General features: G+C 67.1%; 22 protein-coding genes. 8 read left to right on the forward strand and 14 right to left on the reverse strand.

Annotation, left to right across the window (positions count from 1 at the left end):
- Window positions 1-3 precede the first annotated feature (3 nt).
- The 5 genes from D3226_RS06635 to D3226_RS06655 form a co-directional block, all read right to left on the reverse strand.
- Window positions 4-1,698, reverse strand: a complete 1,695-nt coding sequence (locus D3226_RS06635) for an ABC transporter permease (RefSeq protein ID WP_202381653.1) — start codon at window positions 1,696-1,698, stop codon at window positions 4-6.
- Window positions 1,682-2,722, reverse strand: coding sequence for an ABC transporter substrate-binding protein (locus D3226_RS06640; protein WP_202381654.1), 1,041 nt, complete (start codon window positions 2,720-2,722; stop codon window positions 1,682-1,684). The genes D3226_RS06635 and D3226_RS06640 overlap by 17 nt, the downstream gene beginning before the upstream one ends.
- Complete coding sequence (locus D3226_RS06645) at window positions 2,712-3,527, reverse strand: metallophosphoesterase (RefSeq protein ID WP_202381655.1); 816 nt, start codon at window positions 3,525-3,527, stop codon at window positions 2,712-2,714. Before D3226_RS06645 ends, D3226_RS06640 begins: the two co-directional genes overlap by 11 nt.
- On the reverse strand, window positions 3,524-4,222 hold the full coding sequence (locus D3226_RS06650) for a tyrosine-protein phosphatase (RefSeq protein WP_202381656.1): 699 nt from the start codon (window positions 4,220-4,222) through the stop codon (window positions 3,524-3,526). Before D3226_RS06650 ends, D3226_RS06645 begins: the two co-directional genes overlap by 4 nt.
- 199 nt (window positions 4,223-4,421) lie before the next feature.
- Window positions 4,422-5,276: a MurR/RpiR family transcriptional regulator gene (locus tag D3226_RS06655; RefSeq protein WP_202381657.1), complete on the reverse strand. Its 855-nt coding sequence runs from the start codon at window positions 5,274-5,276 to the stop codon at window positions 4,422-4,424.
- A gap of 220 nt (window positions 5,277-5,496) precedes the next feature.
- Between D3226_RS06655 and D3226_RS06660 the strand changes: the two genes are divergently transcribed.
- The 3 genes from D3226_RS06660 (at window position 5,497) to D3226_RS06670 (ending at window position 9,327) form a co-directional block, all read left to right on the forward strand.
- Window positions 5,497-8,025: an ATP-dependent Clp protease ATP-binding subunit gene (locus D3226_RS06660; RefSeq protein ID WP_202381658.1), complete on the forward strand. Its 2,529-nt coding sequence runs from the start codon at window positions 5,497-5,499 to the stop codon at window positions 8,023-8,025.
- 124 nt (window positions 8,026-8,149) lie between these two features.
- Window positions 8,150-8,668, forward strand: a complete 519-nt coding sequence (locus D3226_RS06665) for an amino-acid N-acetyltransferase (protein WP_202381659.1) — start codon at window positions 8,150-8,152, stop codon at window positions 8,666-8,668.
- Between the two features lie 26 nt (window positions 8,669-8,694).
- A complete protein-coding gene (locus tag D3226_RS06670) occupies window positions 8,695-9,327 on the forward strand; it encodes a hypothetical protein (RefSeq protein WP_202381660.1) in 633 nt (210 codons plus the stop codon).
- Window positions 9,328-9,344: 17 nt separating this feature from the next.
- Here D3226_RS06670 and D3226_RS06675 read toward each other — a convergent pair whose 3' ends face one another.
- Window positions 9,345-9,617, reverse strand: coding sequence for a tyrosine-type recombinase/integrase (locus D3226_RS06675; protein ID WP_202381661.1), 273 nt, complete (start codon window positions 9,615-9,617; stop codon window positions 9,345-9,347).
- Window positions 9,618-9,817: 200 nt separating this feature from the next.
- Between D3226_RS06675 and D3226_RS06680 the strand changes: the two genes are divergently transcribed.
- Together D3226_RS06680 and D3226_RS06685 are read left to right on the forward strand one after the other, a co-directional pair.
- The gene (locus D3226_RS06680) at window positions 9,818-10,336 is read left to right on the forward strand and encodes a TspO/MBR family protein (protein WP_202381662.1); all 519 of its coding nucleotides are present in this window, start codon (window positions 9,818-9,820) and stop codon (window positions 10,334-10,336) included.
- Window positions 10,337-10,424: 88 nt separating this feature from the next.
- Entirely contained in the window at window positions 10,425-10,601 is a 177-nt protein-coding gene (locus tag D3226_RS06685) for a hypothetical protein (RefSeq protein ID WP_202381663.1), read from the forward strand.
- Between the two features lie 109 nt (window positions 10,602-10,710).
- Here D3226_RS06685 and D3226_RS06690 read toward each other — a convergent pair whose 3' ends face one another.
- Together D3226_RS06690 and D3226_RS06695 are read right to left on the reverse strand one after the other, a co-directional pair.
- Entirely contained in the window at window positions 10,711-10,929 is a 219-nt protein-coding gene (locus D3226_RS06690; protein ID WP_202381664.1) for a hypothetical protein, read from the reverse strand.
- Between the two features lie 166 nt (window positions 10,930-11,095).
- The gene (locus D3226_RS06695; RefSeq protein WP_202381665.1) at window positions 11,096-11,530 is read right to left on the reverse strand and encodes an Hsp20/alpha crystallin family protein; all 435 of its coding nucleotides are present in this window, start codon (window positions 11,528-11,530) and stop codon (window positions 11,096-11,098) included.
- A 355-nt stretch (window positions 11,531-11,885) separates the two neighbouring features.
- Here D3226_RS06695 and D3226_RS06700 point away from each other — a divergent pair, with 355 nt between their 5' ends.
- Together D3226_RS06700 and D3226_RS06705 are read left to right on the forward strand one after the other, a co-directional pair.
- On the forward strand, window positions 11,886-13,214 hold the full coding sequence (locus tag D3226_RS06700) for a hypothetical protein (protein ID WP_202381666.1): 1,329 nt from the start codon (window positions 11,886-11,888) through the stop codon (window positions 13,212-13,214).
- Between the two features lie 58 nt (window positions 13,215-13,272).
- Window positions 13,273-13,494 (forward strand): hypothetical protein, encoded by a 222-nt coding sequence (locus tag D3226_RS06705; protein WP_202381667.1) that lies wholly within the window; start codon window positions 13,273-13,275, stop codon window positions 13,492-13,494.
- Here D3226_RS06705 and D3226_RS06710 read toward each other — a convergent pair.
- The 6 genes from D3226_RS06710 to D3226_RS06735 form a co-directional block, all read right to left on the reverse strand.
- A complete protein-coding gene (locus D3226_RS06710; RefSeq protein ID WP_202381668.1) occupies window positions 13,491-14,156 on the reverse strand; it encodes a pentapeptide repeat-containing protein in 666 nt (221 codons plus the stop codon). The genes D3226_RS06705 and D3226_RS06710 overlap by 4 nt on opposite strands.
- Window positions 14,157-14,280: 124 nt before the next feature.
- Window positions 14,281-15,447 (reverse strand): peptidase C39 family protein, encoded by a 1,167-nt coding sequence (locus D3226_RS06715; protein WP_202381669.1) that lies wholly within the window; start codon window positions 15,445-15,447, stop codon window positions 14,281-14,283.
- Entirely contained in the window at window positions 15,444-17,072 is a 1,629-nt protein-coding gene (locus tag D3226_RS06720) for an ABC transporter ATP-binding protein (protein WP_337248922.1), read from the reverse strand. The genes D3226_RS06715 and D3226_RS06720 overlap by 4 nt, the downstream gene beginning before the upstream one ends.
- Window positions 17,069-17,935 (reverse strand): ABC transporter permease, encoded by an 867-nt coding sequence (locus tag D3226_RS06725; RefSeq protein WP_202381670.1) that lies wholly within the window; start codon window positions 17,933-17,935, stop codon window positions 17,069-17,071. Before D3226_RS06725 ends, D3226_RS06720 begins: the two co-directional genes overlap by 4 nt.
- Window positions 17,932-18,921 (reverse strand): ABC transporter permease, encoded by a 990-nt coding sequence (locus D3226_RS06730; protein WP_202381671.1) that lies wholly within the window; start codon window positions 18,919-18,921, stop codon window positions 17,932-17,934. The genes D3226_RS06725 and D3226_RS06730 overlap by 4 nt, the downstream gene beginning before the upstream one ends.
- A gap of 8 nt (window positions 18,922-18,929) precedes the next feature.
- Window positions 18,930-20,558 (reverse strand): ABC transporter substrate-binding protein, encoded by a 1,629-nt coding sequence (locus tag D3226_RS06735; protein ID WP_202381672.1) that lies wholly within the window; start codon window positions 20,556-20,558, stop codon window positions 18,930-18,932.
- A gap of 305 nt (window positions 20,559-20,863) precedes the next feature.
- Here D3226_RS06735 and D3226_RS06740 point away from each other — a divergent pair, with 305 nt between their 5' ends.
- The gene (locus D3226_RS06740; RefSeq protein WP_202381673.1) at window positions 20,864-22,018 is read left to right on the forward strand and encodes an aminotransferase class I/II-fold pyridoxal phosphate-dependent enzyme; all 1,155 of its coding nucleotides are present in this window, start codon (window positions 20,864-20,866) and stop codon (window positions 22,016-22,018) included.
- Window positions 22,019-22,025: the final 7 nt, after the last annotated feature.

Raw genomic sequence — 22,025 nt, forward strand, 5'->3', positions numbered from 1 at the left:
GTCCTAACGCTGGGTACGTGCGGTGAAGCTGAGGCCGACGAGGCCGACCACGGCGACGATGAGGGAGAGCGCCGACGAGGCGTTGTACGCGCCCGCCTGTTGCAGGTTGAAGATGACGACGCCGAGGGTCTGCGAGCCGGGGGAGAGGAGCAGCACTGACAGGGTCAGCTCGCGCACCGCGGTCAGCGCGACGAGCACGGCGCCCGAGATCGCGGCGGGCACCGCCATCCGGCAGGAGATGTCCCACAGCGCACGGAGCCGGGAGGCACCGGAGAGCCGGGCCGCCTCCTCGGCGGTCGTGGGGATCCCCGAGAGTGGCGCGTGGACTGATTGCACCACGAGGGCGAGGAAGGAAGTGAGATATGCGCAGAGGATCAGCCAGGGGGTGTTGTACAGGCCAATCCGCGGCGCGATCAGCAGCCAGGCGACGGCGATGACGAGTCCCGGGATCGCCTGCGGCAGGAGCGAGATGCCGAGGAGTGCCGCGTTGCCGCGGAGACGCGTGCGTGTGACGATCGTACCGATCCCGAGGCCGAGTACCCCACAGCCGAGCGCGGCGAGCGTGGCCAGCATGAGCGAGTTGCCGATGCCCTGGAGCGTGCCCGAAGCGGCGAGCGCACGCTCGAAGCTCGCGAGTGTGATTGTCTCCGGTGTGAGCGGCACACCGGGGGCGGGGAGGAGCGCCTGGATTGCGAGCGTGATGAGGGGGAGCACGGTGACCGCGAGAACAATCACGACGGTGATCACCGCGATCGGGCCGCGGGCTCGCCCAAGCGGGAGCAATGCCGGCGCGCCGGCCTGAGCGTCGAGTTCGACGCGTGTACGCGAGCGCAGCAGATCGACGATGACGCCGAGGAGCGCGATCATGAGCAGAACGAAGCCGATCGCGGCGACCACAGCGAGGGGATCCTCGACGGTGCCGGACTGGAGATAGCGGTATACGAGCGTGGAGAGCGTCACGTAACGCTCGGGCAGTCCGATGATCGAGGGGATGCCGAAGTCAGCAAGGTTTGAGACTGCGATGAGTGTGAACGCTGAGAGCATCGCGGGGCGAAGGAGCGGAGTGGTTACCTCCCAGAGTGCGCGCGGTGCGGAGGAGCCCGCGATTCGTGCAGCTTGCTCGAGGTCAGCGGGAATCCGGCGGAGCGCGGCGGTGACGATCATCATCGCGATGGGGAAGCTGTGCAGCGTAAGCAGGAAGACGACGCCGTCGCCGCCATAGAGGTTCCAGAGCGGGGTCCCGAAGCGGGCCGTCCAGAACGTGTTCACCGCCGAGGCAGGGCCGAGCAGGCTGAGCCAGGCGATTGCGCCGACGAACGGGGGCATGAGCATGGGGCTCAGCGCAAGGAGCCTGAGCGCGCGCCGCCCAGGGAGGTCAGTGCGCTCCAGGAGGAGCGCGAGCAGGGTGCCGATGACTACCGCGAGGATGCCCGAGGCGGTCGCAGACACGAGCGAGTTGGCTGCGGCAGTGAGCACATCGGGATCGGCGAGTGCCGTCCAGCCACCGCCGCTCGCTGCGAGCAGGACGACCGCACCAATCGGCACGAGGACGAGCGCGCTGACTGCGCACCACAGCACGAGACGGGTGACGTCAAAGCCATCGAAGCGCCGCCCCGCGCCGGTGCGCGGCCTGCGGGCCCGGTCGGTGATGACCGGGCCCGCAGGGATGCGCTCCTGCGTGCTACTGGAAGAGACCATTGAACGTCTGCACGGCGTCAGCCTGCGTGGCGCGGATCTGCTCAAGTTCGGGGGTGAGGAACTCGATATCGGAGATTGCCGGTGCGCCCTCTGGGCTCGCGACGTCCTCGCGGATCGGAAGGTACGACTGAGAAGCCGCGATTTCCTGGCCCTCTGCACTGATGAGGAAGTCGACGAAGAGCTTCGCTGCCTCGGGCTGCTCGGTGTCCGCAAAGATTCCGACGGGCTGTGAGACGAACGGCACGCCCTCACTCGGGTAGACCGCTGCGATGGGGGAACCGGCGGCTGCGAGATCCCGCACGAGCGAGTCCACGACGATCCCGACCGGGCTGCTGCCATCGGCGACCGCCTGCGAGACGGGGCCGTTGCTCTCCGCGATCAAGGGCGTGTTCTTGGCGAGGCCCTCGAGCCAGCTCAGACCGAGAGCCGGGGTATCGAGCCACACCGCGGCGTTGTAGGCCGCGGCGCCCGAGACATCGGGGTTCGGCATCGCGATCTTGCCCGCGTACTGGGCATCGGTGAGATCGGCCCACGACTTGGGGGCGTCGGTAATCACGTTGGTATTCACGGCGATCACCGTCGGGATCAGGCGTGTGCCCACGTAGAAGTGCTCGGCGTCGATGAGGTCCTGGCGGATCTCCTTCGCCTCGGGCGACGCGTACTCGAGCAGCAGGTCGCGTTCGGCGTAGTCTTCGAAAGTGCCGGCATCGGCAGCGAGCAGCAGGTCCGCACCGATTTCGCCAGCCTTCTCCTCGGTTGCGATGCGCGCCGTGAGATCGCCCGTGCCCGCGCGGAACACGTCGACCGTGATCTCGGGGTGGTGCACGTTGAACGCGGCGATGACCGCGTCGATCTTCTCCTGGGGCTCCGACGTGTAGAGCGTAATGGTGGAAGACTCAGCTGCGGCGCCGGACTCTGCCGGGGCCTGGGAACCTGCGGCATCGGGTGCAGAGGAGCACCCGGTGAGGGCGAACGCCCCGAGGACGAATGCGGCGAGGACGCCGGTGGTGCGATTACGAGACATGAGTCGCTTTCTGTGCGGGTCTGGAGATGGGTTGGGTGAACAGGGGATCGGGGGAGTGCAGCGCGATCGCCGAGGCGCTCACTCCGTCGCTCGTGATCTGCACGAGCGAAAACATGGGGGAGTCGTGCCCGGCCACGGCATCGGGCCCCGCGTCCATGACCTGGTGATAGGCGAGCGAGGGGCCCACGAAGACGGGGATCCCCTGCACCGACGCCGACAGGCTGTGGTGGTAGTGCCCGGCGAGGATCGCCCGCACGTCGGAGCCGCGCAGCAGTTCGAGTAGGGCGTCTGCGTTCGCAAGTCCCTGCCTGCGCAGAGTCGGCAGCGGGGATGCGAGCGGTGCATGGTGCAGCGCGATCACGGTGCCGCGCTCGGCGGGCCGCGCCAGTTCTCCGGCGAGCCAGTCGAGCTGCGCGGAATCAAGTGCTCCCGTGTGTGAATCGAGCCGGATCACCCGGGTGCCGTCAATGTTGTGCGCGGCGAAGTGTCCCGTGGCGTGGTGATCGAGTGCGCGTGCCGCGACTGGGTCATCGTGGTTGCCGAGCACCGTGAGTACAGGGGAGCCGAGCCGCTCCTCGAGCCCCCGGCATGCCGCGGCCACTGCCGCGTAGGCGCCGGGATTGCCGCGCTCGATCAGATCGCCCGTGATGAGTACCAGTTCCGGGGTGACCCCCGCGGTCAACGCATAGTCGCCCACCCGCTCGATGCGGCCCGCGCCGTCCACCGAGCCGTAGAGCAGGCCGGTCTCCGTTGCGTGCACATCGCTGAGATGCAGCACCGTGAAGCGCCCTGTGTCGCGACTCACGCGGTGGTCCCCGCTCCAAGCAGGCGGGCTGCACGCGCGCGAAGTGACCGGAACTGCTCATCCGTTGCTCCATGCGTCCTGAGATACGTCTCTGGCCCTCCGAATGTGTCGATCAGCTCGAGTGCACTTTCGAGCGCCTCGGCGGGACTGTCGAGGTGGAGCCGCTCGGCGGCGGCTCGCTCGGCGCCGCTCAGCGCGAGCGCATCAAGCTGCGCGGTTGCGATGCCCGACCGTGCCGGCCGCACTGTGCGGCCCGAGTGTGCGTAGTCGGCCACGATCGCCTCGCGATCATCGCCGGCCACCAGGCGCGCAAGCGCTACGACGAGCCCCGTGCGGTCTTTCCCCGCGGTGCAGTGCACCGCGACGACTCCGGGGTGTTCCGCGATTGCCCCGACTGCGGCCGCGATCCGGGATCCGCGATCTCGGACGAGGCCCGTGTACACACCCTCGAGCGAGCCCGCGGCAGGCGGGGCCTCGCCGTACAGGGGTGTGGAGCGGACCGGAAGCCCGTGAGTGCGCGGACCGTGCTCCTCGGGCTCACGGAGGTCGATCACGAGGTCAACCCCGAGCGTGCGGAGGGTGCGCTCGCCGCCGGCGCTGAGCCCGTCGAGCGACGCGGTGCGCACGAGCCATGGAGTCTTCTCCGAGCCCACGCTCCGTGCGTTGTAGCTGCCCTCGAGTGGAATGACGTGCACTGCTCAGAACTCCTACCGGTTGCTGCTCGTTACATCGAGCGTGAAATTTGATTACATGAGCAGCTTCCCGGGCCGAGGTGTCGCCTCGGTGAACTCCGTGAGGCGGCCGCGTGGACGTTCGCGGAAGGGCGCGCAACGCGGGCGGAGAACGGGCACGACGGAGGCTTCGTGCTCGCGTCGTCGAGCTGTGTGATGCCGCCTAAGCGCGGGGCTCTGCGAGAGCGTCTGCGACGACCTCGCGCATGTCGAGCGTGTCGCTTGGTGTGACGAGCGCGGATACTTCGGCGATGAGTGCTTGCAGGAGGACCGAGTGTCCGAGCCGGCTGAAGAACGGGTCGACCGTGTGCTGCGCACCGATCATCCCGGTCGAGAGCGTCACGTCAGCCAGATCACCGAGCGGCGAGCGGGCGTAGCTACTGAGCGCGATGATTCGCGCCCCACGTTTGCGGGCGGCGCGCACCGTCGCGAGGGTGTGAGCGTTCGCGCCCGAGTGGCTGAGGGCAAGGCAAACGTCGTGAGGACCGGTGCTATGCGCGGCGAACTGTTGCGCGAGAATGTCGAGCGGCGCTTCGACGGGACGACCGATGGTAGCGAAGCGCATGGCCGCATCCTGCAGAGGAGGAGCGGAGAAGCCGTTCGCCGAGCAGACCACGCGGGAAGCGCCGACGAGGATCGTCGCGGCCTCGGAGAGCGCAACGCGATCGATGGCCTGCTGCCCCACAAGCAGCGCCGTGCGCGCGTGCGCGAACACCGCGTCAACGGCGTCACCCGTCACTGGAATTTCCACGGGCGTCGCGGCATTCTCACGTGCGAGTTCAAGCCGGAGGTGCTGGAATCCGCGGAATCCGAGTCTCTGGCATGCACGGATGACCGTGGCGGTCGATGTTCCGGCTGCGGAGGCGAGCTCCTGCGTCGACCACTGCGGGATCTCACCCGGCCGGTCGAGAATCACCCGGGCCACCGCCCCCTCACTCTGGCCGAGGCCACCGGCAACAGCGCGGATCAGCGCGAGGGCCGAACCGTCAGGGTGCGCGTGGGTGAGGGGGGCTGGCATGCGTTCACCGTAGGGCGCCCGGGTGAACGAGAAGTGGCGGGGAGCTTGCGGACAGGCGGCGGGGTGGCGGCGCGGGTTCCCCGCTCAACTGGCGGGCACCGGATCGCGGATCCCGGCCTTGCACGCCTCTGGCGAACAACCGCCCATAGAGCCGTCAGCTCGCATACCCTGGGTACATCGACGAACTCGCGCCCCGGCGGGTTTGTCTGGGAGGTTATAGATGTTCGAGAGATTCACCGACCGCGCACGTCGTGTTGTCGTCCTCGCCCAAGAAGAGGCGAAGATGCTCAACCATAACTACATCGGCACGGAGCACATTCTGCTCGGCCTGATCCATGAGGGCGAGGGCGTTGCCGCGAAGGCGCTCGAGCAGCTCGATATCTCGCTCGACGCTGTGCGCGCGCAGGTGACCGACATCATCGGCACCGGCCAGCAGCCGCCCGCGGGTCACATTCCCTTCACGCCCCGCGCGAAGAAGGTGCTGGAGCTCAGCCTCCGCGAGGCGCTGCAGCTCGGCCACAACTACATCGGTACCGAGCACATTCTGCTCGGCCTCATTCGCGAGGGCGAGGGCGTTGCCGCTCAGGTGCTCGTGAAGCTCGGGGCTGACCTCAACCGTGTGCGTCAGACCGTCATCCAGCTGCTCTCCGGCTACCAGGCCGGTAAGGAGAATGCGACCGTTGGTGCACCCGAGACGGGTGGTGAGTCCAAGGGCTCGCAGGTGCTCGACCAGTTCGGTCGGAACCTCACTCAGGCCGCGCGCGAGGGCAAGCTTGACCCCGTGATCGGCCGCGAGAAGGAGGTCGAGCGGGTCATGCAGATCCTCTCGCGCCGCTCGAAGAACAACCCGGTGCTGATCGGTGAGCCCGGCGTCGGCAAGACCGCTGTGGTCGAGGGCCTCGCGCAGGCCATCGTCAAGGGCGAGGTGCCCGAGACGCTGAAGGACAAGCAGGTCTACGTGCTCGACCTCGGCTCCATGATTGCGGGCAGCCGCTACCGTGGTGACTTCGAGGAGCGTCTCAAGAAGGTGACGAAGGAGATCCGCAACCGCGGGGACATCATCATCTTCATTGATGAGATTCACACGCTCGTGGGCGCGGGTGCCGCCGAGGGCGCAATCGACGCAGCGAACATCCTGAAGCCCATGCTGGCTCGTGGTGAGCTGCAGACCATCGGTGCGACCACGCTCGATGAGTACCGCAAGCACTTCGAGAAGGATGCGGCACTTGAGCGCCGCTTCCAGCCGATCCAGGTTGCGGAGCCGTCGCTCCCGCACTCGATCAACATCCTCAAGGGTCTGCGCGACCGCTACGAGGCGCATCACAAGGTGTCCATCACCGACGGCGCGATCGTCGCCGCGGTGAACCTTGCCGACCGCTACGTGCAGGATCGCTTCCTGCCGGACAAGGCCATCGACCTGATCGATGAGGCCGGTGCCCGTCTCCGCCTGTCGATTCTGTCGAGCCCGCCCGAGCTGCGCGAGTTCGATGAGAAGATCGCGGTCGTGCGTGCGGACAAGGAGCAGGCGATCGAGAACCAGGACTTCGAGGCCGCCGCGAACAAGCGCGATGAGGAGAAGAAGCTCATCGCCGAGCGGCTGCGGCTCGAGAAGCAGTGGCGCTCGGGCGACGTTGCAACGAAGGCCGAGGTCGACGAGGGGCTGATCGCCGAGGTGCTCGCGCAGGCGACCGGCATCCCCGTGTTCAAGCTGACCGAGGAGGAGACGAGCCGTCTCCGCTTCATGGAGGAGGCGCTGCACCAGCGCGTCATCGGCCAGAACGAGGCGATTTCCGCTCTCGCGAAGACGATTCGTCGCCAGCGCGCGGGCCTCAAGGACCCGAAGCGTCCCTCGGGCTCCTTCATCTTCGCCGGCCCCACGGGTGTTGGTAAGACCGAGCTCGCGAAGGCGCTCGCTGAGTTCCTCTTCGACGACGAGAACGCGCTCATCTCGCTTGACATGTCCGAGTACGGCGAGAAGCACACGGTCTCCCGTCTGTTCGGTGCTCCTCCCGGGTTTGTCGGCTTCGAGGAGGGCGGCCAGCTCACCGAGAAGGTCCGCCGTAAGCCGTTCTCCGTGGTGCTCTTCGATGAGATCGAGAAGGCACACCCCGACATCTTCAACTCGCTGCTGCAGATCCTCGAAGAGGGTCGCCTCACCGACGGTCAGGGTCGTGTGATCGACTTCAAGAACACGGTCATCATCATGACCACCAACCTGGGATCCTCCGCGATTGCCGGTGGCCCCGTGGGCTTCCAGCTCGAGGGCGACACCTCGGTCGGCTACGACATGATGAAGGGCAAGGTGAACGAGGAGCTGAAGAAGCACTTCAAGCCCGAGTTCCTGAACCGTGTCGATGACACCATCGTGTTCCCGCAGCTCACGAAGCCCGAGCTGCTGCAGATTGTCGACCTGTTCGTGAAGCAGCTGAAGGATCGCCTCCTCGACCGCGACATGTACATCGATATCTCGCCGGCAGCCCGCGAACGCCTCGCGGAGATCGGCTACGATCCCACGCTCGGTGCGCGTCCGCTCCGTCGCGCGATGCAGCGGGAGATCGAGGATCGCCTCTCGGAGAAGATCCTCGGCGCCGAGCTGCTGGCGGGCGACCTTGTGAAGGTCGACCTTGTCGATGGCCAGTTCACCTTCGAGACTGAGTCGCGCTCGGCGAAGGCGCACGGCGATGCGTCCGCGTCGGCTGCCGCCGCTGTGGCCTCCACGGCCGCGACGCCGAACACCACCGCGGAGTAACCTCCGCTGCGCAGGCTCCGCCTCGCGCTCGCCCTCGGGCCCGCTGCTTCGGCAGCGGGCCCGTTTGCGTTTCTGGCCCCAGCGGTGTGCCGAGCGCCGGGGCCCGCCCGAGTAGACTCGGGTCATGAGTGTGGCATCTGAGATTCGCATCCGCAACGCGCGCACGGGAGACGTGCTCCGCATGGTCGAGTTGATGGAACCCCTCGTCGCGCGAAGGATCCTGCTCGGCAAGGATCTGGTCGACTTGTACGCCGCGGTGCCCGAGTTCATCGTTGCCGAGGACGAGCACGGCACCCTCGTCGGGTACGGTGCGGTGCACGTAATGTGGGAGCAGCTGGGCGAGGTACGCACGCTCGGCGTCTCGGAGGAGTGGCTCGGGCACGGCGTCGGGCACCGGCTGATCACCGCGCTCGAGGAGCGCGCGCGTCAGCTCGGCCTCACGCAGCTGTTCTGCCTCACCTTTGAGACCGACTTCTTCGGCCGCCACGGCTTCGAGGAGATGGGTGAGAACACCGCGCTGGTCGCAGCGGATGTGTACGCCGAGCTGTTGCGCTCGAACGATGAGGGCGTCGCCGAGTTCCTGGATCTTGCCCGTGTGAAGCCCAACACCCTGGGCAACACGCGCATGTTGAAGCGTCTGTAGACCGCTTTCCGGGCTACGCTGGCGCCATGTCCACCCTCCGCGATCCCGTTGGGCCGAAGGACCGCAAGGTCTACATTCGGCGGCGGCTGCTCGTGCTCGCCGGCCTCCTCGCCGTGATCGCGGTGATCGTGCTTGTGATCGTGAAACCGGGCGGGGGAGACGGGCCCAAGAACGCGGAACAGGTCGAGGTGCCCGAGGGGCTCGACACGACCGCGAGCGACAAGGATTCGGGCTCGGCGGACGCCAAGGACGAACCGGCGGCATGCCGGGCCGGGCAGTTGCGCATCACCCCAGTGACGGACCGCGGCGACTACCCGGCGGGGGAGCTCCCTGCGCTCTCGCTGTCGGCAGAGAACACCGGCGAGGAGGCCTGCACGGCCGATCTCGGTACGGCTGGCATGGAGTTTGCCATCTCGAGCGGTGACGATGAGGTGTGGCGCTCAAAGGACTGCCAGACCGGCGCCGAGTCGCTCGCGGTGATCCTTGAGCCGGGCAAGCCGCTCGAGAGCGAACCGATCACGTGGGACCGCACTCGTTCGAGTACGGAGACCTGCGACATCACGCGTGACCCGGTGGGCGCAGACGGCGCCTCCTACCACCTGAAGGTCACCGCGGCCGGCGTGCAGGGCACGGGAACGGCCCAGTTCCTGCTCTATTAGCAGGACCGTTGCCTCGCTTAGGAAGTCAGTGCCTGAGTCCGCACAGAGTCCGCAGCAGCTTTGGGGCGAGTAACAACAACCGCGCTCACAGCAGCTCGAGAGGACTCGTCTGAGTCCGGCGAGAGGTGCCCGTACGTGTCGAGCGTCGTTGTCGCTGAAGCATGGCGCAACCTCGCCTGCAACACCTTCATATCGAGCCATGATGCGATCAGCATTTGAGCGAAATTGTGGCGAAGATCGTAAATCCTGAACCGGTCCGGGAGACCGGCAACCTTCGCGCGTGCTTCCATCCATGGGGTGTGAAGCACGTGGAGGTGACATTCAGGCCCGAATGCCCTCCTTCGAGATCAGACGCTCACTCGTAGTTGCAGAATTCGTTCCCTGCGGTGTCCTTTGAGACGCCGCAAGGGGGTGTTCGTGTCTACGGGGGGGCTTACCCTCGGATGTCCGTGTTGTTAGGTTGGTTGGGAAGATCACGGAGGAGGGGACCATGCGTAGTAGGCCCACTGCGGTGCGCCAGTTCGGAATTGGATTTCTACTTCTTGCTGTCGTTGCAGGTATCGCGCTTGCGGGGTCTTTGGCAACGATCCCGAATGCGGATGGGTGGTATGCCTCGGTGCGAAAGGCTCCTTGGAGTCCGCCTAACTGGGCGTTTGGTCCGGCTTGGTCAGTCCTGTACGTGTTGATCGCATTGGGTGGATGGCTGCTCTGGCGAAAAGGTTGGACCCCGGGCGAGAACAATGCCGCACGACCGTCTCTCAGCCTCTACGCTGTGCAGCTCGGCCTCAACGCACTGTGGACGCCAGTCTTTTTCGCTGGCTATCCACTAGTGGGAAAGAGCGCGTGGTGGGGTGCAATGGTCATAATGATCATGCTGATTGTGTCAGTCGTTGGGCTGATCGTGTCTGGGGCCCGCTGGTCGAAGTGGGCCGCATGGCTCTTCGTCCCCTATCTGCTGTGGCTTCTCTTCGCCTCGACGCTCAACGCGGCCGTCATCGTGCTCAACTAGCTGCTTCGGGCATTTGATTCCCGACCTGAAAATGCTCTCGGGATTCTGGCCTATCGTTTGTGTTTCAACTTCCAAGCAAGGAGGAAACATGAGTGAATCCAAGGACCGCGATACTCCCTCTGAGGAATACCAGGATGAACCTGTCATGGACGGCGCGACCGACGAGATGGATAGTTCAGCAGACCCGCGTAAAGGGCAGTCCGACCCAGCTTTGATTCGTCACCCTAAGAAGGCTGACAAAAACACGGCTCCCTATAACCTCTAAGCCCCGCAGCGGGTGAGCGCTTGCTAGGCCCCCTTGATGAGGTCAGCTCCTGTAGTACCTTCGACACCTGACAAGGTTGGGTTGCCCAGTTACTACTGGAGCTGACCGATTAGTCTCCGTCGTAGTTTTCTTCACGGTGGCGTCGTCTCGGATTCGTGGTGGCCTTCAAGAATAGGCGGACGAGCGACTGCTTCTTCTCGAAGTAGGCATGGCGCTCGATCTCGCCGGCGGCGTACTGCTCTTCGAGCTCACGCAGCGTGTCCTCCGCCGCGCTCGCGTCGAATCGCGAGTGCTGCTCGCCGAACTCCTCACTCGATCGGATCTGCATTCCAGCGCCTCTCGTTTGTGCCTTCTGGCGGGTGGGGAAGCAGCGGGCCCCTCTCCCAATCCTCGAGGAGAGGGGCCCTCTACGTTTGAACCAGTGTCACAAGGAGCACCACCTGGGCAGGTAGTAACTTTCACCCACGAGCAACCTACCCGCCCAGGCGGAGTATTTACGCGGTGATCGACTTCCCTGTCGGGTGGCTGTCAAGCGACAGGTCAACTTCAATCTTGCGTGGCTTCGCCTTTGCATTCAGCGGGAGAATGACGCTCAGCACACCATCCTTATAGGTTGCGCTGATCGCCTCGGTATCGATCCCCTCACCAATGCTGAACTGGCGCAGGTAAGCGCCCTCACCCCGCTCCTGGTTGATCCACTTCATTCCTTCGGACTTTCCGGTGGAACGATAGGCGCGGATCGTGAGGAGCTGGCCATCGAGATCGATATCCAAGCTGCCGGGGTCAATGCCGGGAAGATCGGCTGTGACCACGTACCGGTCCTGGTCTCGGCTCAGGTCCACTGGCATTGGGCGTGGGCCGCTTCGGGCCTGACGCATACCTGCCGTGACTCGCTCGAGATCAGTGAAAGGGTCAAATGTCAGTGTCATTGAAATCAGTCTCCTTCCAATAGCTGCCTGAGGTTGAGTTCCTCAGGTGGCAGATAAATTAGCACTCTCGCATCGAGAGTGCCAAATCTGCAGCGTATTGCTGCAGGGACAAAGCACTCGCCTGATTCCGTACTCGGTACTTCTCTGGCCGGTGGGCCGGTGGGCCCTTGGGTCTCGGCTCTGGCGGGTACTGGACCCAGAACGGCGTGCCTGTGTGGCCCCACGGATGGTGTCCATGATTTCCGCGGAGCCGTCGACCGGAAGCCACGCAGTGGACGGCCAGAGACCGCGCAGACTGTCCGCTGTGCCACTGGTGTTTCACCGTGCAGCTGGGCCAATTCATACGCTCGGGAGTATGAACAGAACAGCACGAGTAACGGTGGGTGTCTTCGCGAGTCTGGGCATGCTGAGCGTGGGCGTCGCTTCTCCGGCACGAGCCCTCGATACGAGTGATACGAGCGAAGTCCTTGAGTTTGGCTTTTCTGGCGCGCCGGAACACTGGACCGTGCCTGAGGGCGTGACGCACGTCGACATCACGACGCAGGGCGCTGGGGGCTACTTCGACTCGGACTCCGACGGTGGCTTCGGCGCGCGCGTGGAGGGCACGATCCCGGTGACGCCAGGTGACGAATTCACGCTCGTCGTTGGTGGCGCAGGCGAACTCTCGGTGGGAGGTTTCAACGGTGGCGGAGACGGTGGTGAGGGGCTGCGACCTGGCGGTGGCGGAGGCGGTGCGACCAGCGTCGCAGTGAACGGCGAGCTTGTGCAGATAGCTGGGGGCGGCGGTGGGCAGAGCTACTCCGGTGGACAATTCAGCCGAAACAATGGCGCTGGAGCTGTCGCGACCCGGTACACACACCCGGGTGGTAGCGCTAGCCTCCTCGGAGAAGCTGGCGTCGACGGTGACGGCCCGAGCTGGCTGCCGCCTGCCGCTGGTCTTGATGCGTACCCAGAGACCCTGCGCGGACGCGCTGGCGGCTCGGGCGGGGGCGGCGGCCTGGGTGGCGCTGCCGGCCAACCGGATGAGACTCACCCCACTTGGGGAGCCGGGATCGCAGGGACTTCAGGGACCGCGGCGACTGGCACGCAGGTCGGCGTAGGTGGGAACGGGGCGGCGCTCGAGGTGGCAGGCGACACAAACATCGCAAACGCCGGTGGCGGTGGCGGTGGTGGCGCGATGGGTGGTGGCGGTGGCGGCACGGGTGCCGTGCACCCGACTGGCAACACGGTCGGCCTTACCGCGTCCGTTGCGGGCTCCGGCGGCGGTGGCTCGAGCCTGGGGCCGGCGGGAGCGATCTTCAGCACGGCCAATGCGCGGACGTCTGGTCTTGTTGAGATTCGCTACACACAGGAGACAGGCGGTGAAGAGCCGGGCGAAGAGCCAGGCGAAGAGCCGGGAACCAACCCCGCTGAGGAGCCAGGAACTGAGCCGGGGAAAGCGCCGAGCGAGGAGCCCAGCGGCAACCCGGGCGGGCAGCCTGCGGGAACAGAACCTCCTGCGGCGAACTTGCCAGTAGACGGGCAGCGCTCCGCTGCGGCCACACACGCGGCACCACGCGCGCTCGCAGCGACCGGTGGCTCGGCCCCTGCGCCGTGGGCTGCGGTGGCGGGGACGCTGGTGCTCGCCGGTGCCCTCTCGGTGCTCTGGGCGCGGAGAGGCCGGGGGAGCGGAAACCGGGCCTGAAACGGCGGCCTCTGCTACGCTGCGGACAACGTTGAAGGGAGCGTGCCTCGCGGAGAAGATGGTTCCGAAGTCGCCGCGCAGCGGCAAACGGGCAATCGCAATCATTGCCGCGCTCGTGCTCTTCTCCACGCTTGCCTTCTCCGCCGCAAGCCGGGCCGAGCCCGGGGCATGGAACGTGGTGCTCCTCGTTTCAGGCTTCGTGCTGCTTGCCCTGGCGCTCTGTGAGGCCGTGCAGTGGATCTGGCGGACCATGCCACGCGGCACGGGGCCTGACGCCTAGCCGCCGATCGCCACGCCGAAGTGCCGCGCGAAGACGCCGAGAAGGTCGACGCCCTGCTCCTCGGACACGCGCGCCCCGCGCAGGCCATCGAGTCCGCGGAGCTCGGCAAACTCCAGGCCGCGGAGATCTAAGTCCTGCGACTTTGTGTGCTCGAGCACCAGCGTCTGCACGCTGCAGTGCTCGAACGCCACGCGGTTGAGGGTACTGCCACTCAGGTCAAGCTCCTCGAACCGGCATCCGATGAACGTCACATCGCGCAGCTCGGCCGAGCGGAAGTTCACCCAGCCGAGCTTTGACCCGTCGATGCGCACCTGGGCGAGCTCGGCGTCGAACGCCTCGAACGCGCCGATCCGAGATGAGGCGAGTTCGACATTGCGCCACGTCGTCCGCGCCGCCTGCAACCTCGGGGCAGTGACCTGCGTGAGCCGGGAGTCCGTGAACCGCGCACCGAGGAATCGCGTTTCATCCGCGACAAGCGAGGTGATCTCACACTCGCTGAACGTTGCGCCAGAGAGGTCGAGCCCAGAGGCATCGACCTGCTCGATGAGCTCCCCAACGTGGTCCTTCGCATCAGCGAGTGCCTCGACTTCGAGCGGCTCGAGGTGTGGGAGATCGAGCGAGGGCAGGGCTGGCGAGCGAAAACGATCAGTGCGGCGGCGCATGGCTTCTCCTTGAACGCGGGGCGTGCTGCCGATGGTATTGCCTCGCGTGCGCGGCGGCTCTGGGCTGGCGCGCGACTCGGTCTGCTACCCGCCCCCGCACTGATCTCGTCGACCGGCGAGGCCGTTAGGCCGGAAGCACGATCGCGCCGCGGAACGCCGGGTCGCCCCAGCGCGTCACCCGGTCGATCGTGGCGAAGGGCAGCGGCAGAGCGAACGTATCGACCCAGGTCTCGCCGTTCGGGGCCTGCACCCACGGGTCTGCGATGAGCAGCGCGTCGCCCACGACCTCGGTGGCCAGCACCCAGTGCGGGGTCGGGTCGGCAATGAGCTCGGTCAGATCGATGAGCAGCAGCACCTGTGCCCCCTCGCGCACGAATGACACAATCTCGTCGATCTCGAGCCAGCGCCGTTCGAGCGGCAAGCCCAGCGCCTCCGCCTGCCGCAGCGATTCGAGCTGCAGGTCGATGCGCAGTTCCTGCTCCCAGGGTTGCTCGGAGAACTCCTCGATGAACACGGGATCGGGGGTACTCAAGAAGATGTGGGGTCGCGCAGGCAGGGTGCCCGAATCGGCGCCGAGCTTCGCCGTCTCGACCGCGAGGCCGATCGGCTCGCAGGCCGGGAGGTTCGTTGCGCGCCGCCAGAACGCGATCTCCGCGGCGCGGTTCTCGGCACCGTTGTCGGCCTGGAACTCGCCAAGCCCACGCTGCTCCAGCGCGGTGAGCGCAGCGACCGCGCCGCAGGTCACATCGGTGGTCTGCCCGTAGTAGGGGGCTGTGCGCGCGGGCGCAGGAACGCGCCAGAACGACCAGGCCGCAACCGCGCTGGGCTCCTCCGCGCGGGTGCTGGGCACTGAGGGCACAGGCGTGCCGACCGCCGCGAACCCGGCGGCTTCGAGCGCCGCGCGCTGGGCCTCGGTGAGTGGCGCGAGCGTCAGGTGCTCCTCGAAGTGCACGGCGAGAGGCGCGGGGTGTTCCTCGGTTCCCGGTTCGCCGACGAGGTCATCGCGCGCGGCGGCAACGAGGGCCGCCCACACCTCTGCGGACCCGGCCACCACATCCACGATCTTGCGATACGCGGAGAGGGGGCGGGCCGCGGTGAGGGTTGCGCCCAGCACCGATCCCGAGCTGTCGCGCGCAGTGATGGTGCGCGGGGTCCAGAGTTCGCGTTCCACGTCCCAGAGGGCGGCGCGCTCGGCCGCGTTCGCGCCGAGAGCTGCAGCGCCGCGCAGCTCAGCGGGCAGCGCTGCCCCCGACTGCGAATCGAATGTGATGTCGTGCGTTGCGGAGATCATGCCCGCTCCTCTCGTGGAAGTGATGTGTCGCGCTCGTGCGCGATGCTGTCGCGCTCGGCAGCTGCGACGAGCACCTGGGTATAGGGGTGCTGCGGTTCTCTGAGGACCGCGGCGGTGTTGCCCTGCTCAACGATCTCGCCCAGCCGGAGCACCGTGATGCGGTCGGCAATGCGTGCCACGACCCCGAGATCGTGCGTGATGAAGAGCATCGCGAGCTGGAGCTCATCGCGCAACCGGGCCAGCAGTGCGAGAATCTGCGCCTGCACGGACACATCGAGTGCCGAGACGCTCTCGTCGCAGATGAGCACCTGCGGGTTCGGCGCGAGCGCCCGTGCGATCGCCACGCGCTGCCGCTGCCCGCCGGAGAGCTGCGCGGGCCGGCGATCAGCCAGCGCGGGATCGAGCTCGACGAGACGCAGCAACTCGTCGACGCTGCGGCCTCGCTGGCCGCCCGCGCGCAGCGCCTCATCGAGCGACTCGCGGATGGTAAACACCGGGTTGAGTGTGGAGTACGGGTCTTGGAACACGACCTGGATCTCGCCGGGGGTGCGGCCGCGCCGACCCGCGGGGAGCGTACGCCCGGCGAGACGGACTTCGCCCGTGTCGGGCCGCTCGAGGCCGGCGATTGCGCGCGCGAGCGTGGTCTTCCCGGATCCCGACTCGCCAACAATCGCGAGCACCTCGCCCGCGGCGACGGACACCGTGGCGTCGGCGAGCGCGGTGGTGGCGCCGAACCGCTTGGAGAGGTGCTCGGCCTCAAGCAGCGGCTCCGGCCGGGCCTCAGGCTCACGCAGCTCATCGGTGACAGACAGGTTCGCGGCGATGAGCTGGCGCGTGTATGGGTGCTCGGGGGCGCGAAGCACCTCCGACGTAACGCCACGCTCCACCACCTCGCCCTGCCGCATGACGAGGACACGGTCGGCCCGCCCCTCGATGACCCCCAGATCGTGGCTGATGAGGATCAGGCTCATCCGGTGCGCGAGCTGCAGCTCGCGGAGGAGATCGAGCACCTCGCCCTGCGTGCTGGCATCGAGCGCGGTGGTCGGCTCGTCCGCAATCAAGAGGCGCGGCTCGGCCGCAAGTGCCGCGGCGATCGCGACGCGCTGCCGCATGCCGCCCGAGAGTTCACCCGGGTACTGCCGCGCGACTCGCTCGGGGAGGCGCACCTCCGCGAGTCGGCGCAGCACCTCCTCATGCACGGCGGACTTGCCGATTCGTTGTCCTGTTGCGCCGGCGCGCGCTTCGATCGTGTCGGCGATCTGCGCGCCACAGCGCAGCACTGGGCTGAGACTCGTGAAGGGATCCTGTAGGAGCAGCACCGCGCGGCGCCCGCGCACGGCCGCCCAATCCGCGTCGCGCCCGGAGGCGAGATCGTACTCGTGGTCGTCGATGCGCGCGTCGCCCGTCGCGTGCACTCCGCGGGGGAGGAGCCCGGTGAGCGCACGGGCGGTCATCGACTTTCCGGAGCCGGACTCGCCGATCACGGCGAGCAGTTCGCCCGGCGCGACCGTGAAATCGACGGGAGCGACGAGCGTGCGCTCGCCCGCCACGACGCGCAGACCGGAGACGGCAACACCGGGGGGCGTGCCCTGAGCGTTGAGCTGTGTGTCCGATGAGGTGATCACTGCATCCCCCGTTCGCGGAGTCGCTCGCCGAGGTGATCGCCGAGCACATTGATGGCCATCGCGACGAGCACGATGAGAATCGCTGGCACCACCATCATCGCCGGGTTGTCGCCGAGGATGCCGCGGCCGTCGGTGATCTGGCGGCCCCAGTCGGGGGTGCCGGGCGCGACACCGATTCCGAGGAAGGAGAGCGAGGAGAGCGTGACGAGCGCGATCGCGAGGTTGAGCATGAAGTTGGTCATGATGAGCGGCCACACGTTCGGCACGATGTGCTTGAACATGATGCGCGCGGGCGACAGCGACAGCATTTGCGCGGCCTCGATGTACGGCCGCGGCGCCTGCTCGGTGACGCCGGCGCGAATGATCCGAATGTCCGAGGGGCAGAAGAGCAGCACCAGCATGATGACGGTCACCCAGTAGCCGGCCCCGAAGATGCCGGCGACCACGAGCGCGACGAGCATGACCGGGAGCGAGAGCAGAATGTCGACCACGCGGCCCACGATCCAATCGACCGGTCCGCGGAGGTAGCCGGCAACGGTGCCGATGAGGATGGCGAGCAGCATCGATCCCGCAGCGATGACGACGGGGCCAGCCACCGCGGATCCCGTGCCCGCGAGCGTGAGCAGCAGCACATCTCGCCCCAGTTCGTCCGTGCCGAGCAGGTGTCCGGGGGAGCCCGCGGGCAGCAGCGAATCGAGAATGCTCTGCTTTGTGGCGAGCTCGGTGAGGAACGGCGAGGCGATCGCGGCGAGCACCACGAGCGCGAGGAACACCGCGGCGAGTGTAGACACCCAGTCGCGGGGGCGGCCGGGCGCGACCCGCACGTCGTTGAGCAGGGAAACCTGTCGGGTACGCGGGGTCATGCGCTCAGCTCCCGTGCTCGGACTCGCGGATCGAGCAGCAGGTAGCTCATGTCCACAAGAATGGTGATGATCGCGATCGCCGCTGCGACGAGGAGGGTGATCGCCTGCACGACGGGCAGATCCTTGAAGAGTACGGCCTCTTGCAGCAGCTGGCCGATGCCCGGCAATGCGAAGACGGTCTCGACGATGATCGTGCCCCCGATGATGAAGGTCAGAATAAGCCCGGCACTGGTGACGATCGGGATCAGGGCCGCGCGTAGGGCGATGCGTCGCACCCGGCCCTCTGGGATGCCGCGCGCCCGTGCGAAGGTGATCGCGTCGCTCTCGAGCTCGCGGAGCACGGCGGCCCGCGTCATTCGCATCAGGATCGCTCCGATGCCTGCGGCGAGCACCGCGGCGGGCAGGAAGAGGTGCCACAGCTGATCGAGCGGGCCGTCGCCGGCACCGTACGCGGGGAAGATGGGGATCGCGATCGCGAAAACGGTGATCGCGAGGATCGCGAGAGCGAAGCTCGGCGCAGACAGTCCGAAGAGTGCGGTGGCGCTCGCGACGCGGTCGACGGGGGTGCCGGCGCGCGCGGCACTCACGATGCCGAGCGGTACCGCGGTGATGAGGGCGAGCACGAACGAAAGCCCGATGAGCAGCGAGGTGATGCCGAGCCGGCTGCTGATCACCGCGGTGACCGGCTGCTGGAGTCGGATCGAGATGCCGAAGTCACCGCGAATGGCGCTCCACAGCCAGTCGAAGTACCGCACGAGGAACGGGTCATCGAGGTGGTACTGCGCGCGGATCGCGGCGATTGCTTCGGGTGAGCTCGGCCGGTTGCCGAGCAGATTCTTCACGAGATCGCCGGGGGCGAGGTACAAGAGCGTGAAGGTGAGGAACGAGAGCACAAGCAGGATGACGAGCACCCCGCCAATGCGCAATGTGAGCGTGCGGGCCAGGCGGCGCCCACCGGGGGCGCCGCCTGCGCGTGTGGCTGACATGGGGGTGCTTACTTCGCCTCAGCGGCGAACAGCTGCGCGCCCCACGTGCCCGTGAAGGTGTACGGACCGTAGTCGGTGAGCCCCACGCCGTTCGAGAAGGCGGTGACCGACTTGCCCCACCAGATCGGCGCGTTCACGACGTGCTCCGCATTGAGTGTCTCGAGCTCGAGCAGCTTTGCGGCGCGTTCCTTCGGCTCGGTGAGCGCGTTTGCCTCCGCGATGAGTGCGGCGGCCTCTTCGCTCTCGAAACCGTTCGGGTTGTCGGGGCCCACGAGGTAGCTGTTCACCTCGGCCGGGTCGCCGGTCGTTGAGAAGTACCACATGAATCCGAGGCCGTGCTCGCCGTCGCCGATGGTGGCGAGCCACTCCTCGATGGGCACCTCGCGTACCTTCACGGTGATGCCGATTTCGCCAAGGTTCTCGGCAATCGCTTGCGCGGCGATGCCCAGCTGCGGGCCCGTGTTCGGGTAGGTGAGCTCGGTCGTGAGGTCCTTCGCGTCCGTCTCGGCGATGAGCTTCTTCGCCGCGTCGAGGTCGAGGTCGTGCTGCGGGATCTTCGCGAGCTCTGCGCGCGCCTCGTCGCCGTCGAACGCCTGGGCGAGCGACTCGGGGGTCATGATCGCGGTGGCTGCCTCGCCGTAGCCGCGCAGCAGCTTCTCAGCGATGGCGGTGCGGTCGACGCTCAGCGCGATCGCCTCGCGCACCTTTTGATCGTCGAACGGGGCGACGCGCTCATCGAAGAGCAGTCCGACGTACGAGAGATCGTTCATGGACTCCACGCGCATGTCGCTGATCTTCTGCCACTCGGCAGCCTGGTTGATCGGCACGTTGAACGCGATGTCGATGTCGCCCTTCTGCGCGGCGGCGAGGCGGGTGTTCGCGTCGGGGATGAAGTTTACGCGGATGGTCTTCGCCTTCGGCACGCCGCCCCACCAGGTGTCCACACGCTCGAGGAGCACGTGCGAGTCGGGCTGGAACTCGGTGACCTGGTACGGGCCCGTGCCCATGAGCAGGGACGCGCTCGTGCCAACCTTGCCAGCGTGCTCCTCCCAGAACTTCTGCTGAGTGACCACAAGGGCGCCCGAGTTCGAGAGGTTCACGAGGAACGTGGCATCGGGGGCCTTGCTCTTCACGGTCACCTCGCGGTCGCCGGTCTTCTCGACCGAGGCGAGGTTGTTCAGGTAGTAGGAGATACCGGGGGAGAGCTCGGGATCCTGCGCGCGCTGCAGGCTGAAGACGACGTCCTCGGGCGTGACCACGTCGCCGTTCTGGAACTTCGCGTCCGCGCGCAGCGTGAATACGTAGGTGGAGTCATCCGGTGTCTCCCAGGTCTCTGCGAGGGCGGGGATGATCGCGCCGCTCGCGTCCTGCGACACGAGTCCCTCCTGCACGGTGGCGGCGAGGTTGTAGTTCAGGATGCCGCTCTCCTGGCCGATGTAGAGATTGGCGAGCGAACCGGGGAATGCGACCGTGACCTGATCGAGTTCGGCGCCCGTGTCGACGAGCTCGACCGCGGGCTTCTCAGCGGGGGCGCCGTCGCCCGCGCAACCGACGAGAGCGAGGGTCGCGGCGATCGCGGCGGCTGCGGCGAGGCGCACGCGGCCACGGCGGCTCACGAGTGTGGGGTGAGTGTGCATCTGTGTCGCTCCTTTGCGTACCCGGAACCGAGCGGCTCCGCCCCCGCACGGTCGCGGTGGGTGCTGGATCGAGTGTACTGGCGGCGCAGGGCAGCCACCGGCGCGGACGGAGCCGGTGCCGAAAGCGTAGCTGAGCGTGTGGCACCGTGGCGCGGCGCAATGACTTGCGGGGTAATGTGCGACGCCAGCATCGGGCCCCCAAGCAAAACGGAGAGCACCCCAGCCGAAACGAAGAGCTGGCGGCTGGCGCCCAGACCTAGCATGAGATTCAGGGCACAACACCGTGCACAAACGAAGGAGCAGGTGTGCAGATCGCAGCTGAGACCGCCGAAACGTCAATGCGGCAGTCGCTCGGCCGACCTCTCGCTGAGATGGAGCGAGGGTGCGCCCCCGCCGTCACGGAAGCACTGACACACGCGGTTGCGCAAGACGCGCTCCGCTACCTGGCGCAGGAGGACGTTTCCAGGTTGCAGCGCGGCGTCGCGGCGTGGCTGAGCGAACGCTACGGGTGGCAGCCGAACATCGACTCGATCCGCCCGGTAGCCGACCTCGTCGCCGGGTTCCGTGCCGTGCTCACGCACCTGCTCCCCGCTGGGCAGCCGATCATCGTGCCCACCCCGGGCTACATGCCGTTCCTCTCGGTGCCGCAGCAGATCGGCCACCCGGTCATCGAGGTGCCCATGCTTCGCGACGATGCGGCGGGCTGGCGCTACGACTTTCCTGCGCTGCGAGCCGCGTTTGAGGCCGGGGCCCGGCTCATGGTGCTGTGCAACCCGCACAACCCGATCGGCAAGGTCGCGACGGAGACTGAGCTCGCCGAAGTTGAGGCGCTCGTCGCGGAGTTCGACGGCGTCGTGTTCGCCGACGAGATCCACGCTCCGCTCGTGCTCGGCGCGGGTGAACACATTGTTTACGCCGCGCGCAATGAGCGCGCCGCCGCGCACACGATCACCGCGACCTCGGCGACGAAGGCGTTCAACATTCCGGGTGCGAAGTGTGGGCAGCTGATCTTTTCGAACCCTGCGCAGCTCGCCGAGTGGCGCCGGGTGGGCCACTGGCACGAGCACCAGACGGCCGTGCTCGGCGTGGTGGCGACGACCGCAGCGTACGCCGAGGGGCGCGAGTGGCTGCGCGACACCGTGGGCGAGCTCGCCGCAACCGTTGATGAGGCGGTGGCGCTTCTCCGGGCGACGGCCGCGGAGACCGGGATCCGGGTGATCGCCCCCGAAGCGACCTATTTGCTGTGGCTTGACCTCAGCGAGACTGGACTGCTGCGTGAGGGGCAGAGCGCTGCGGAAGCGGTGCGCGAGGCGGCGCAGGTCGTGGTGACGGATGGCTCGTCCTGCGGGGCTGCGGGTGCCGGCAGTGTGCGATTCAATGCGGCGCTCAGCCACGCGGATACGATGGAGGCGGTGCGGCGTCTCGTCGCCGCGGCCGCCGCGGCACCGCGCGCGGCGTAGCGGGCAG

Source organism: Leucobacter chromiireducens subsp. chromiireducens, from assembly GCF_016758255.1.
Classification (GTDB): domain Bacteria; phylum Actinomycetota; class Actinomycetes; order Actinomycetales; family Microbacteriaceae; genus Leucobacter; species Leucobacter chromiireducens.

Coding starts and splice junctions, on each gene's coding strand:
- D3226_RS06725 (WP_202381670.1), bottom strand. CDS start 17,935: ATGACCCCGCGTACCCGACAGGTTTCCCTGCTCAACGACGTGCGGGTC.
- D3226_RS06640 (WP_202381654.1), bottom strand. CDS start 2,722: ATGTCTCGTAATCGCACCACCGGCGTCCTCGCCGCATTCGTCCTCGGG.
- D3226_RS06730 (WP_202381671.1), bottom strand. CDS start 18,921: ATGTCAGCCACACGCGCAGGCGGCGCCCCCGGTGGGCGCCGCCTGGCC.
- D3226_RS06705 (WP_202381667.1), top strand. CDS start 13,273: ATGGTTCCGAAGTCGCCGCGCAGCGGCAAACGGGCAATCGCAATCATT.
- D3226_RS06665 (WP_202381659.1), top strand. CDS start 8,150: ATGAGTGTGGCATCTGAGATTCGCATCCGCAACGCGCGCACGGGAGAC.
- D3226_RS06680 (WP_202381662.1), top strand. CDS start 9,818: ATGCGTAGTAGGCCCACTGCGGTGCGCCAGTTCGGAATTGGATTTCTA.
- D3226_RS06655 (WP_202381657.1), bottom strand. CDS start 5,276: ATGCCAGCCCCCCTCACCCACGCGCACCCTGACGGTTCGGCCCTCGCG.
- D3226_RS06660 (WP_202381658.1), top strand. CDS start 5,497: ATGTTCGAGAGATTCACCGACCGCGCACGTCGTGTTGTCGTCCTCGCC.
- D3226_RS06735 (WP_202381672.1), bottom strand. CDS start 20,558: ATGCACACTCACCCCACACTCGTGAGCCGCCGTGGCCGCGTGCGCCTC.
- D3226_RS06635 (WP_202381653.1), bottom strand. CDS start 1,698: ATGGTCTCTTCCAGTAGCACGCAGGAGCGCATCCCTGCGGGCCCGGTC.
- D3226_RS06695 (WP_202381665.1), bottom strand. CDS start 11,530: ATGACACTGACATTTGACCCTTTCACTGATCTCGAGCGAGTCACGGCA.
- D3226_RS06675 (WP_202381661.1), bottom strand. CDS start 9,617: ATGGAAGCACGCGCGAAGGTTGCCGGTCTCCCGGACCGGTTCAGGATT.
- D3226_RS06700 (WP_202381666.1), top strand. CDS start 11,886: ATGAACAGAACAGCACGAGTAACGGTGGGTGTCTTCGCGAGTCTGGGC.
- D3226_RS06715 (WP_202381669.1), bottom strand. CDS start 15,447: ATGATCTCCGCAACGCACGACATCACATTCGATTCGCAGTCGGGGGCA.
- D3226_RS06685 (WP_202381663.1), top strand. CDS start 10,425: ATGAGTGAATCCAAGGACCGCGATACTCCCTCTGAGGAATACCAGGAT.
- D3226_RS06670 (WP_202381660.1), top strand. CDS start 8,695: ATGTCCACCCTCCGCGATCCCGTTGGGCCGAAGGACCGCAAGGTCTAC.
- D3226_RS06690 (WP_202381664.1), bottom strand. CDS start 10,929: ATGCAGATCCGATCGAGTGAGGAGTTCGGCGAGCAGCACTCGCGATTC.
- D3226_RS06710 (WP_202381668.1), bottom strand. CDS start 14,156: ATGCGCCGCCGCACTGATCGTTTTCGCTCGCCAGCCCTGCCCTCGCTC.